The organism is Actinomadura litoris (assembly GCF_009733595.1).
Taxonomy (GTDB): domain Bacteria; phylum Actinomycetota; class Actinomycetes; order Streptosporangiales; family Streptosporangiaceae; genus Spirillospora; species Spirillospora litoris.
Genome location: NZ_WOFH01000014.1, coordinates 116,144 through 128,122, shown reverse-complemented (window position 1 = coordinate 128,122; position 11,979 = coordinate 116,144). Strand labels below are relative to the sequence as shown.

Here is an 11,979-nt window from a genome sequence, read left to right as displayed (position 1 = left end):
GTCCGCACCCCGCCGCCCCCGCGGCGGGCCGCGATCGGTCATGATGCGGGCATGGACCTGCGTGTTGCGCTGATCGGCTACGGCACCGGCGGCTCGGTGTTCCACGCCCCGCTGATCGCCTCGGTGCCGGGGATGCGGCTGGCCGCGGTGGTCACGGGGAATCCGGAGCGGCAGCAGGCCGTCCGGGACCGCCACCCCCATGCCAAGGTCCTCGCGGGCGCCGACCGGCTCTGGGAGGTCTCGGGCGCCTACGACCTGGTCGTGGTGGCGGCGCCGAACCGGCAGCACGTCCCGCTGGCGCGGACGGCGCTGACCTCGGGCGTCGCCGTCGTGCTGGACAAGCCGGTCGCGGCGACCGCGGCCGACGCGCGCTCGCTCGCGGCGCTCAGCGCCGTCCGCGGCCTGCCGGTGATCCCCTTCCACAACCGCCGCTGGGACGGCGACTACCGCACCGTGTACCGGCTGGCCGCCTCCGGCGCGCTCGGCGACGTCCTGCGGTTCGAGTCGCGGTTCGAGCGCTGGCGTCCGGAGGTGCGCGCCGGCTGGAAGGAGAGCGGCGACCCCCGCGACGCGGGGGGCGTGCTGCACGACCTCGGCCCCCACCTGATCGACCAGGCGATCACGCTGTTCGGCCGCCCGGTGCGGGTCTACGCCGAGATCGACGCGCGCCGCCGGGGCGCCGCCGTGCCCGACGACGTGTTCCTCGCCCTCACGCACCGGGGCGGGGTCCGCTCGCACCTGTGGATCAGCGCGACCGCCGCCGACCCCGGCCCGCGCTTCCGCGTCCTCGGGAGCCGCGCGTCCTACACGGTCGGCGGCATGGACGGCCAGGAGGCCGCGCTCCGCGCCGGGCGCACGCCCCTCGACCCCGGCTACGGCGTCGCGCCGCCCTCGTCCTACGGGCGCCTGGGCACCCCCGGCGAGGACCGCCCCGAACCCACCGACCCGGGCGCCTACCAGGACTTCTACGCCGCCGTCGCCCGGACCCTGCGCGGCGAGGCGCCCCCGCCGGTCACGATCGCGGACGCGATCACCGGCCTGGAGGTCATCGAGGCGGCCCTGCGCTCCGCCCGCGACAACACCACCGTGGAGATTTAGCCGGTGCCCCGCCTCGGGGCTCGGGCGCGGCGACGGGTCAGAGGACCGACACGTGGACGTGGTCGAAGTGGTTCGCGGTGATGCCGCCGCGGTCCTCCATCTGGCGCCACCCGCCGCTGCCGCGCATGTCGTAGATGCGCTGCCGCCAGATGACGTACTTGATGCCGAGCCGGGACGCGTTGCTGATGACGTACTGGGCGACCTGGTCGCCGTGGGCCTGCGCGGAGGCGCTCGGCATCTTGCCGCCGGTGCTCTCCATGAAGTCGCAGGCGCGGCCGGAACCGTGGTCCTGCGGGTCGCCGGGGCGGGCGCAGCCGATGGTGGGGAACGGCCCGAACCTGCCGTCGATCGCCAGGAGGGCGGTCCGCATGCGGGCCGTCATGGAGTTGCCGACGATGGGCGACTTGGCGCCGCTCGCGCCGTCCGGGCGCCCGCCGCCGGTGGGCGCCTTGGTCTTGGTCGCCTCGGGCTTGTACTTGGCGAGCAGCTTCTTGACGCGGGCGCGCTGGCCCTCCAGGTCCTCGATCTCGCGGCGCACCTCGTCGAGCTTGGACGTCGCGGTGCGGCGGGACTGGGTCGCCCTGGCGTTCAGCGCCTCCAGGTTCTGGACGCGGCGGCCGTTGTTGCGGCTGATGTGCTCGATGATCCCGGCGTCGCGGATGGCGCCGGACGGCTCGTTCGAGGTGACGATCGAGGTCACGTCGAGGCGGCCGGTCATGTAGGTGGTGGAGGCCAGCCTCGCGACGTCGGCGCGGGCGGTCTCGTAGTCCTGGCCGGCACGCTCGGCGTCCACGCCCGCGCGCTCGGCGGCCTTCTTCGCCTGCTCCAGGGAGACCAGTTCGCCGCGGTACTCCTTCGAGAGCTTCTCGGCGCGCTTCTGGAGCTTCGCGTACTCCTTCTTCAGATCCTTCTTCGGCGCCTCGGGGGCGCGCGCGGCGGACCCGGGGCCGGGCGGCAGCGCCGCCGACACCCCCACGGCGAGGACGAGCGCCGTGAGGCGCCGCGCCGCCCTGCGGCGCCCGGGCGGGGGCTCCGGCCTTCCGCTCGCGGTGCTGCCGGGGGGATCGAGGGCCGCCAAAGATCTCTCCTAGATAACCAACCTCAAGATTGGCGGCACGCTACCACAATCACCCATTTCACCTCATAAGCTTCGAAAAACACATAGAGTCACGCGAACGTCACACGCCTCAGGGGCCGGGCCGCCCCGCGGGCGGCCCGGCCCCTCCCCCGCGGCGCTGGGCGGGTCATCCCCCGACGAGTTCCTCCCAGCGCGGCACACGCGGATCCCAGAGCAGCCGGAGCCCCGCCTCGGCGAGCGTCCGGTTCCCCTTGCGGTTGTTGCACCTGCCGCAGGCCAGCACCGTGTTCTCCCAGGTGTCCCCGCCGCCGCGCGACTGCGGGTGGACGTGGTCGATCGTGTTGCCGCGCTTGCCGCAGTAGCCGCAGCGGCCCAGGTCGCGCAGGTACACCCCGCGCTTGCTCCACGGCGGGCGCCTGCCGTGCCGCCACCGCATCGCGACGTACCTGACCAGCCTCAGGACCCGCGGCACGGGAAAACGGCCGATGGTCCGGCCCTCCTCCGCCTCCTCGACGACGGCCACCTCGCGCACCAGCATGCGGATGGCGTGCCGCAGGTCCACCTTCTGTAAGGGCTCGTAGGACGCGTTCAGCACGAGCACGTTCACCGGGTCACCTCCAAGCCCGCGTGCCGCTCCTCCGCCAGGATTCGAACCTGGATATCCGCATTAACGGTGCGGCGTTCTGCCGTTGAACTACAAAGGAATGGTCCGGCAATTCTCTGCCCTCCGGGCATTTCCCGGAAGCCCCCATCAGAGTGCCGATCCACCCCCGCGAGCGGCAACGCATTTTCCGATCACCCGAAACCACCCCCGCTCCGCGCAGCACGGCCCACCCCCCGCTCCGCGCAGCGCGGCCCCAGGGCCCCGGACGTGGAGCGGTGCCCTTCGGGCCGGGGGTGGGACCTGGTGGTCAGGGGTCGGGGACGGCGTGGACCAGTTTCGGCATCGCCTCGGCGGCCGTCTCGGCCCACCAGGTCGGGGGGTCGGCGCCGGGTGGGAGGACCTTGAGGGCCCGCTCGCAGCCGGGGCACGTGCTCGTCGTCCAGTCGAGCGTGAGGGGCAGGGCTCCGCCGCCGGACGATCTCGTTCCCCAGAAGCGCATGACGTCGTCCGCGCGGACCACCCGTTCGGCGGCGGTGTGGCGGATGCGGCCCGGGGCGGCCCCGGACGCCCAGCCGGTGTGTTCGGCCAGTAACTGCCAGGCCAGGCCGCGCACGAGGTTGGCCGCGGTGAGCATGCTCGCGTAGGGCACGGGCCCGGCCATGACCTCGGGGAGTCCGAAGCGGTGCAGCCCGGCCGTTTCCACCCGCAGTGACGGGCCGCCCTCGCTGGAGGCGATGAAGACCGACACCCAGTCGCGTCCCGGGACGAACCGGTCCGGCTCGGTGGGCGGCCCCTCGTCAACCGGCAGCAGCCGGGACGAGTCGAGGTCGGCCGCCACCCCGCCCGTCGCCGCCGCCAGGGTGCGGGCCAGGAGGCGGGTCGCCTGCGCGTGCCGGGGCTGGCCGGCGGGGTCGGCGACCGTGGTGACCGCTAGATGTCGGGCGGCGCCTATCAGCTCCGCCAAGCGGTCCGGGGCGCCGCCCAGGGTGCGCAGCCGGTCCCGGCACGTGCCGGGTGGTGTGTGTTCGATCGTCAGCGCCGGTGTCCCCACGAGGGTGGCCGCCACCCGGGACAGGCCCCCGCCGCCGCCCACGGCGTCCGCCAGGTAGTCGGGGCCCGGGACGGTCCGCGCGTCGGTGGCGACCAGGAAACGCGTGGTCACCGTCTCGGGAAGGTGCAGGATGAGCCGCTCGCCCATGAGGGCCGCCTCCAGGTGTCCGGGCGCGCCCCCTCCGGTCGCGCTCCGACACCAACCCTCGCCGTCCCCGCGGCCCCCGCCTACTGGAACGCCGTTCTGTGGAAAGCGTCAGGGGAGGGCGCTCACGGCGGCCTGGTACTCGCGGGACTCCCGCTCGACGCGGAAGCCCAGTTCCTCGTTGACCGCGAGCATGGGGGTGTTGTCGCCGACGTTGTCGGTCTCGATCTCGCGGACGTCCGGGCGCTCCTCCGCGAGCCACCGGAGCATCGCGGCCTTGACCAGGATGCCGAGGCGGCGGCCGCGGTGCTCGGGGGCGACGGCCGTGTCGTACTGCGCGGCGCGTCCTGCCGCGCCGAGGGGCACGACGACCTCGGTGAAACCGGCGATCGCGTCGCCGTCCAGGACGGCGACGGTGTAGAGGTCGTCGCCGCGCTTGGCGACCAGCTCGGCCATCTCGCGGACGCGGTCGGCGTCCCACGGGGTGCCCTCGTACTCGGCGAGGTCGGCCATGGCGGTCTTGACCCGGGCGAGGGCGGAGGCGTGCTCGTCGGGGACGACGCCGCTCCAGCGGACGAGGCGGTACCCGGCCGGGGCCTCGGCCAGCAGCCTGGCGACGAGTCCGGGCGGCAGGTCGGCCAGGTCGAGCAGCATGCCCCGCAGGGTCAGGACGCACTCGAAGCCGTGCGACTCCAGGAACGGGACGGCGGGCGTCCCCGCGAGCACCTGGGCGATCACGCTGGTGCGGCCGTCGGCGCGCAGGCCGTTCGCGGCCGCGGCCATCAGGCGGCGGCCGAGGCCGCGCCGCCGGTACTCGGGGCGGACGCGGATGTCGATCTCCGCCGGGCGGACGGCGCCCGCCTCGCCGGGCAGCCGGAGCGCCGCGACGGCGACCAGCCCGGCGTCCTCGCCTTCGATCCCCCACAGCCGCTGCCGGGACCCGAAACCGCCGAGCAGGCGCTCGGCGGTCTGCTCCGGCTCCGGCGCCGGGTCGCCCGGGGAGTCGGCGGTGTGCACGGCCATGAGCACGTCGTGCCACTGCCGGATCCGCGCGTCCGTCGGATCATCGAGTGCGATGACGTCCATCCGACTTTTGTACCGGATCCGGGGGCGCCGCGACCGCGACCCGGCACAACCGGGGGTTTCGGACGACGGTAACCCCGTTCAGCACCCCCGCGAGAACGCGTCCAGGATGCGCTCGGCGGCCAGCGCGGGCGGCAGCGTGCCGTCGGCGACGCGCCGTTCCAGGTCGGGGGCCAGCTCCCGGACCGACGGGTGCGCGCGCAGGTCCGTCAGGAGCCGCTCGCGGACCATCGCCCACGTCCACCCGACCTGCTGGCAGCGGCGGCGCTCCTCCAGCTCGCCGGACTCGCGGAGCCGGTCCTGGTACTCGACGAGCCTGCCCCACACCTCGTCCAGGCCGGTGCCCTCCTTGGCGCTGCACGTCAGGACGGGCGGTGCCCGGCGCTCGTCGCTGCGGAGCAGGCGCAGGGCGCCCGCCAGCTCCCGGGCGGCGCGTTCGGCCTCCAGCCTGTGGTCGCCGTCGGCCTTGTTCACCGCGATGACGTCCGCCAGCTCCAGCACGCCCTTCTTGATGCCCTGGAGCTGGTCGCCGGTGCGGGCGAGGGTGAGGAACAGGAACGAGTCGACCATCTCGGCGACGGTCGTCTCGGACTGCCCGACGCCGACCGTCTCGACCAGGACGACGTCGTATCCGGCGGCCTCCATGACGACCATCGCCTCGCGGGTGGCCCGGGCGACGCCGCCGAGGGTCCCGGCGGTCGGCGAGGGGCGGATGAAGGCGTTCGGGTCGGCCGAAAGGCGCTGCATGCGGGTCTTGTCGCCGAGGATGCTGCCGCCCGTCCGGGTCGAGGACGGGTCGACGGCGAGCACCGCGACCCGGTGCCCGCGCCCGGTGAGGGCGGTGCCGAGCGCGTCGATGAACGTGGACTTGCCGACGCCGGGGACGCCCGTGATCCCGACGCGGCGCGCTCCCCCGGCGCGCGGGGACAGCTCGGCCAGCAGCCGCTGCGCCAGCTCCCGGTCGCTCGGACGGGTGGACTCCACCAGCGTGATCGCCCGCGCGATCCACGCCCGCGACCCGTCCGCCACCCCGGCGGCGTAGTCCTCCAGCCCCGGTCTCACCGGGGCGCGTGCCCGAGCCCGGCGGCCAGCTCCTCCAGCAGGCCGGTCGCCGCGTCCGCCAGCACGGTGCCGGGCGGGAAGATCGCCGAGGCTCCGGCGGCGCGCAGCTCGTCGAAGTCCTGGGGCGGGATGACGCCGCCGACGACGATCACGATGTCCTCGCGGCCCAGCGCGGCCAGCTCCTCGCGCAGCGCGGGGACCAGCGTGAGGTGCCCCGCCGCGAGCGAGTTGACGCCGACGACGTGCACGTCGGCCTCGACGGCCTGCCGGGCGACCTCGGCGGGGGTCTGGAACAGCGGGCCCACGTCGACGTCGAAGCCGAGGTCGGCGAAGCCGGTCGCGATCACCTTCTGGCCCCGGTCGTGGCCGTCCTGGCCCATCTTGGCGACGAGGATGCGGGGGCGGCGCCCCTCGGCCTCCTCGAACGCGGCGGCCGCGGCGCGGGCCCGCTCGATGTCGCTCGCCCCGCCCGCCTCGTCCCGGTACACACCGGAGATCGTACGGATCTGCGCGGCGTGCCGCCCGTACGCCCGCTCCAGCGCGTCGGAGATCTCCCCGACGGTGGCCTTGGCGCGGGCGGCCTCGATGGCGAGGGTGAGCAGGTTCTGCTCCAGGCCGGGCGCGCGGGTGCCGTCGGCGGCGGCCCCCGCCGCGCGGGTCAGCGCGGCCAGCGCGGCCTCGGCGGCCTCCCCGTCGCGCTCCTCGCGCAGCCGCCGGAGCTTGTCGATCTGCTGGGCGCGGACGGCGGCGTTGTCGACCTTGAGGACCTCGATGTGCTGCTCGGCGTCCGGGCGGTACTTGTTGACACCGACGACGGGCTGGCGGCCGGAGTCGATGCGCGCCTGGGTGCGCGCGGCGGCCTCCTCGATGCGCAGCTTCGGCAGGCCCTCGTCGATGGCGCGTGCCATCCCCCCGGCCCGCTCGACCTCGGTGATGTGGCCCCAGGCGCGCCGGGCGAGGTCGTAGGTGAGGCGCTCGACGTAGGCGCTGCCGCCCCACGGGTCGATGGCGCGGGTCGTCCCCGACTCCTGCTGGAGGAGCAGCTGGGTGTTGCGGGCGATGCGGGCGGAGAAGTCGGTGGGCAGCGCGAGCGCCTCGTCCAGCGCGTTGGTGTGCAGCGACTGGGTGTGCCCCTGGGTGGCGGCCATGGCCTCGACGCAGGTGCGGGCGACGTTGTTGAAGACGTCCTGCGCGGTCAGTGACCAGCCGGAGGTCTGGCAGTGCGTCCGCAGCGACAGCGACTTGGGGTTGGCCGGGTCGAAGCCCTTCACCAGCCGCGCCCACAGCAGCCGGGCGGCGCGGAGCTTGGCGACCTCCATGAAGAAGTTCATCCCGATCGCCCAGAAGAACGACAGGCGCGGCGCGAACGCGTCGATGTCCAGGCCAGCCTCGCGTCCGGCGCGGATGTACTCGACGCCGTCGGCGAGGGTGTAGGCCAGCTCCAGGTCGGCGGTGGCCCCGGCCTCCTGGATGTGGTAGCCGGAGATCGAGATCGAGTTGTACTTCGGCATCCGCCGCGAGGTGAACGCGAAGATGTCGGAGATGATCCGCATCGACGGCGCCGGGGGGTAGATGTAGGTGTTGCGGACCATGAACTCCTTGAGGATGTCGTTCTGGATGGTCCCGGCGAGGGCCTCCGGCTCGACGCCCTGCTCCCGCGCGGCCGCGATGTAGAGGGCCAGGACGGGCAGGACGGCCCCGTTCATGGTCATCGACACGCTCATCCGGTCCAGCGGGATGCCGTCGAAGAGCTGCCGCATGTCGTAGATCGAGTCGATGGCGACCCCGGCCATGCCGACGTCGCCCGCCACGCGCGGGTGGTCGGAGTCGTAGCCGCGGTGGGTGGCCAGGTCGAAGGCGACCGACAGGCCCTTCTGCCCGGCGGCGAGGTTGCGCCGGTAGAAGGCGTTGGACTCCTCGGCGGTGGAGAAGCCCGCGTACTGGCGGATCGTCCACGGCTGCGTGGCGTACATGGCGGGGTAGGGGCCGCGCAGGTACGGGGCGATGCCCGGGTAGGTGTCGAGGAAGTCGAGGCCCGCGAGGTCGTCGGCGGTGTAGAGGGGGCGGACGCCGATGCCCTCGGGGGTGTCCCAGGTCAGCGCCTCGGGATCGCGGCCGGTGGCCTCCGCGACGGCCCCGCGCCAGCGCTTGGCGGCCTCGTCGGCGGGGGGCGCGGCGCCGAGGTCGATGTCGGCGAAGTCGGGGATCATCGGTTCACTCCCAGATCGTGGAGGGTGGTCTCCAGCACCTCGACCGCGTCGCAGCCCGCGAACACGTTCGCGTCGACCCCCTCATAGGTTCCCTTACCCGCGACCCACACCTTCACCGCACCGCCGTCCCGCAGGACGCGGGCCGCTGCGGCGGCCTCCTCCCCGTAGACGCGGTCGCTGGAGCACAGGCACGCGACGGCGGCGCCGGACGCGGCGAACTCGCCGGGCGCTCCGGTCACCGTCTCGATCCCGCCCGCCTGGAAGAGGTTGGCGGCGAAGGACGCGCGGGCCGTGTGGACGGCGACGGGCCCGAGCACGGCGAGGAAGACGCGGGGCCGCGCGCCGGTCGCCGCGGCGTGGGCGTCGGAGCGGTCCCGGAGGGCCTCGAAGTCCTGGGCGTAGGTGACGGCGGGCAGCCCGCCCCCCGGACGCGGCGGCGCCGGCTCCCGCTCCGGCAGCGTCTCGGCGAGGTTCGGGAACTCGCTGACCCCGGTGAGGGGGGCCTCGCGGCGGGCGATGCCGGCGCGGCGGCGCGCCCAGGTCGCGGCGAGGCGGTCCGCGATCAGGCCCGACTCCAGGGCGGCGGCGAAGCCTCCGGCCCGCTCGATCTCGGTGAACCACGTCCAGGCGGCGCGGGCCGTGTCCTCGGTGAGGCGCTCGACGTACCAGGAGCCGCCCGCCGGGTCGGCGACGCGGTCGAGGCTCGCCTCCTCCAGCAGCAGGGTGTGGGTGTTGCGGGCGATGCGGCGGGCGAAGTCGTCGGGGAGCCCGAGCCGGGCGTCGAACGGGCGGACGGTGACCGCGTCGGCGCCGCCGACCCCCGCCGCGAACGCCGCGACGGTGGTGCGGAGCATGTTCACCCACGGGTCGCGGCGCGTCATCATCGCCGCCGACGTCACCGCGTGGACGCGCGCCGCCGTGCCCTCGGAGGCGCCGCTGACCTCGGCGACCCGCGCCCACAGCCGCCGCAGCGCGCGGATCTTGGCGATCGAGGAGAACTGGTCGGCGTTCACCGCGAGCCGGAACTCGATCTGCCCGAACGCCGCGTCCACGCCGAGCCCGGAGCCGGTGAGGGCCCGCAGGTAGGCGACCCCGGCGGCGACCGCCGCGCCCAGCTCGTCGGCGTCGCCGCCGCCCGCGTCGTGGTGGACGGTGCCGTCCACCGTGATCGCCCGCAGCCTCGGGAAGTCGCGGACGCACCGCGCGGCCAGCTCCGCCGCCTCGTCCAGGGAGCCCGCGGCACCGGTGCGCGCCCGGAGCCCGAGCGGGTCGGCGCCGAGGTTGCCCGACACGGCGGTCCCGGTGCCGGCCGCCAGCGCGAGGAACACCTCGGCGGCCTCGCCCGTCCGGTCCGCCGCGTCCAGGACGACGGGCGCCAGGTCCAGCAGGACGCCGCGCAGCGCCTCCGGCAGCGCGGACGGCGCGAGCCCCGCGCCGCCGACCTCCAGCCAGACGGACGTGACGCCGTTCTCCAGGTCGGCCAGAACCGCCTCCCGGACGGCCGCCGGGTCGGCGCCCGCGTGGCGCTGCCGGACGTCCCATCCCGCGAGCCCCTCGCCGCCCGCCCGCGCCCGGCCGGCGTACGGCACCAGCCCGGGGCGTCCGGGCGGGGCGTCGGCGCGGGTGGACAGCGCCGGGATCGGCACCCCGTCGTAGGTCCGGTGGGCCAGCAGGCCCTCGATCTCCTCCAGGGGGGTGTCCTCGGTCGCCGCGCCGGACTTGCGCAGCACCCCCCGCACCATCTCCCGCCACCGGTCGCGCTCGGCCGGGGGGAAGGCGGCGGCCAGTTCCAGTTCCTCAGGCGGCACCGTCATGTCCTGGATCGTAGGCGAGCTTCTAAAGCCGCGCTGAGCGCGGGTGCGGGCACCCCGCCGGGCCCTGCGGGGACGGGCGTTGCTAGAGTTCCGCTCACAGCCCCGCCGGAACCGTGAAGAGGGAAGACGAACGCATGTCGAGTGGCAGCCACGCCGGACGCCCGAAGTCCTGGATCGCCGTGGCCATCATCTTCGCCGGTTTCGCCGTCGGCGGACTGGGCGTCGTCATGGGCCCGAACTGGGTCGTGTTCGGCGCCGGCGCCGCGGTCGCCGTGCTCGGCGGGATCCTCGCGCTCGCCGTCGACATCATGACCGACGTCGTCGTCGACGACCCCCGGCAGTAGCGGTGTTCGGCCGGCCCCCGATCGAGGAGCGGATCGCGGCGCGCCAGCGCGAGCGGGGGCCGCTCAAGCCCGGCACCGTCTTCCCCCACGGCCCGGCCAAGATGCTGTTCTTCTTCGGTTTCGGCGTGGTGATCGTCACCCACCTCATCGCCCTGTCGATGTACTTCTTCACCTGACCCACCTGCGCGGTCCGCCGCGGGACGCCGCCTCCGGCGGCGCGTTTCGTCAACTCGCGCGGCAGCCCCGGCGGGTGCTTTCCCGGCGAGGGTCACGTACGGTCGAGGGCGAGGTGCCCGCGTGCGTCTCTCCCCGACTCCGAGGTGGTGGGATGGCCCTGCGAATCGGCATCGAGGAGGAGTACTTCGTCGTCGATCCCGGATCGCGCGAGGTCGTCCCCCGCGCCGCCGCCGTGGTGCGCGGCGCCCGGCCGGCGCTGGGCGAGCGGGTGTCCACGGAGCTGGTCGACTTCCTCGCCGAGGCCAAGACGTCCCCCTGCGACGACCTCGCCAAGCTGGAGGAGCAGGTCAGGTCGATGCGGGCGGCGATGGCCGGCGCCGCCGCGGCCGAGGGGGTGCGGCTCGCCGCGTCCGGGACGCCGGTGCTCGGCGACCTCGTCCCCGCGCCCATCACGGCGGGCGCCCGGTACGCCGAGAGCCTCGCGACGTACCGGGGCCTGGACGACGAGCAGTGCATCTGCTCGTGCCACGTCCACGTCGAGATGCCCGACCGGGAGCGCGCCGTCCAGGTCAGCAACCACCTGCGGCCCTGGCTGCCGACGCTGGTGGCGCTCGCGGCCAACTCGCCGTACTGGGCGGGCCGCGACACCGGCCACGCCTGCTGGCGGGTGATGACGTGGGCGCGCTGGCCGGTGGCGGGGCCGCCGCCGTTCTTCGAGTCCCACGCCCACTACGAGGAGCTCGTCGGGACACTCCTCGGCTGCGGCGCGCTGATGGACACCGGGACGATCTTCTGGGACGTCCGGCCGTCCGCGCGGCTGCCGACCCTGGAGGTCCGGCTGGCCGACGTCGCCCCGACCGCCGCCGCCGCGACCGTGTTCGCCGCGCTCACCCGGGCGCTGGTGCAGGTGTCGGCCGAGGCGGTGGAGGCGGGCGGGCGGGCGCCCGCGGCCGCCCAGGAGATGCTGCGCGCGGCGTACTGGCTGGCGGCGCGCGACGGCCTGTCCGGGACGGGCCTGGACGTGCTCACCGGCCGTCCCGTGGCGTTCCGGCGGCTGGCCGGAGACCTGCTGGCGCACGTCCGGCCCGCGCTCGCCGCCACCGGCGACCTCGACCGCGTGACGGCGGGCGTGCGGCGGCTGATGACCGGCGGGACGGGCGCGGAGCGGCAGCGCGCCGCCTACCGCAGGCGGGGCCGCCTCACCGACGTCGTGGACTCCTGCCTCCTGCGCGAGGACTCCCCCGCCCCGGCCTGAGCGCCCCGCCGCCCCCGCGGGCCGGGGAACGCGCGTGCGTTGGACGCGCGCCACCGCGT

The 11,979-nt window shown here is 75.0% G+C and carries 11 protein-coding genes and 1 tRNA gene; 4 read left to right on the top strand and 8 right to left on the bottom strand.

The genetic code is table 11. The annotated features are described in order from the left end of the window. The first annotated feature begins 51 nt into the window (after positions 1–51). Positions 52–1,098, top strand: coding sequence for a Gfo/Idh/MocA family oxidoreductase (locus GNZ18_RS32860; RefSeq protein WP_156220529.1), 1,047 nt, complete (start codon positions 52–54; stop codon positions 1,096–1,098). A gap of 37 nt (positions 1,099–1,135) precedes the next feature. Here the strand turns inward: GNZ18_RS32860 and GNZ18_RS32855 are convergent, their stop codons facing one another. The 8 genes from GNZ18_RS32855 to GNZ18_RS32820 all read right to left on the bottom strand — a co-directional run bounded on the left by GNZ18_RS32855 (position 1,136) and on the right by GNZ18_RS32820 (position 10,144). Further along, the gene (locus GNZ18_RS32855) at positions 1,136–2,176 is read right to left on the bottom strand and encodes a coiled-coil domain-containing protein (protein WP_216651516.1); all 1,041 of its coding nucleotides are present in this window, start codon (positions 2,174–2,176) and stop codon (positions 1,136–1,138) included. 166 nt (positions 2,177–2,342) lie between these two features. Continuing rightward, the gene (locus GNZ18_RS32850; protein ID WP_214620400.1) at positions 2,343–2,783 is read right to left on the bottom strand and encodes an HNH endonuclease; all 441 of its coding nucleotides are present in this window, start codon (positions 2,781–2,783) and stop codon (positions 2,343–2,345) included. A 26-nt stretch (positions 2,784–2,809) separates the two neighbouring features. Beyond that, a tRNA-Asn gene (locus tag GNZ18_RS32845) sits at positions 2,810–2,880 on the bottom strand. Positions 2,881–3,087: 207 nt separating this feature from the next. Next, positions 3,088–3,978, bottom strand: coding sequence for a hypothetical protein (locus GNZ18_RS32840; protein ID WP_156220528.1), 891 nt, complete (start codon positions 3,976–3,978; stop codon positions 3,088–3,090). Positions 3,979–4,086: 108 nt separating this feature from the next. Further along, positions 4,087–5,061, bottom strand: a complete 975-nt coding sequence (locus GNZ18_RS32835) for a GNAT family N-acetyltransferase (protein ID WP_156220527.1) — start codon at positions 5,059–5,061, stop codon at positions 4,087–4,089. A 78-nt stretch (positions 5,062–5,139) separates the two neighbouring features. Next, positions 5,140–6,120, bottom strand: a complete 981-nt coding sequence (gene meaB / locus GNZ18_RS32830; protein WP_312874886.1) for a methylmalonyl Co-A mutase-associated GTPase MeaB — start codon at positions 6,118–6,120, stop codon at positions 5,140–5,142. After that, positions 6,117–8,330 carry a methylmalonyl-CoA mutase gene (scpA, locus tag GNZ18_RS32825; RefSeq protein ID WP_156220526.1) on the bottom strand — a complete coding sequence of 738 codons (2,214 nt, stop codon included), beginning with the start codon at positions 8,328–8,330 and terminating at the stop codon, positions 6,117–6,119. The genes meaB and scpA overlap by 4 nt, the downstream gene beginning before the upstream one ends. Further along, a complete protein-coding gene (locus GNZ18_RS32820; RefSeq protein WP_156220525.1) occupies positions 8,327–10,144 on the bottom strand; it encodes a methylmalonyl-CoA mutase subunit beta in 1,818 nt (605 codons plus the stop codon). The genes scpA and GNZ18_RS32820 overlap by 4 nt, the downstream gene beginning before the upstream one ends. A 134-nt stretch (positions 10,145–10,278) precedes the next feature. Here GNZ18_RS32820 and GNZ18_RS32815 point away from each other — a divergent pair, with 134 nt between their 5' ends. The 3 genes from GNZ18_RS32815 (at position 10,279) to GNZ18_RS32805 (ending at position 11,920) form a co-directional block, all read left to right on the top strand. After that, the gene (locus GNZ18_RS32815) at positions 10,279–10,488 is read left to right on the top strand and encodes an HGxxPAAW family protein (protein ID WP_156220524.1); all 210 of its coding nucleotides are present in this window, start codon (positions 10,279–10,281) and stop codon (positions 10,486–10,488) included. Between the two features lie 2 nt (positions 10,489–10,490). Then, positions 10,491–10,664 carry a hypothetical protein gene (locus GNZ18_RS32810; RefSeq protein ID WP_156220523.1) on the top strand — a complete coding sequence of 58 codons (174 nt, stop codon included), beginning with the start codon at positions 10,491–10,493 and terminating at the stop codon, positions 10,662–10,664. A 152-nt stretch (positions 10,665–10,816) separates the two neighbouring features. Beyond that, positions 10,817–11,920 carry a carboxylate-amine ligase gene (locus GNZ18_RS32805; protein ID WP_156220522.1) on the top strand — a complete coding sequence of 368 codons (1,104 nt, stop codon included), beginning with the start codon at positions 10,817–10,819 and terminating at the stop codon, positions 11,918–11,920. Positions 11,921–11,979: the final 59 nt, after the last annotated feature.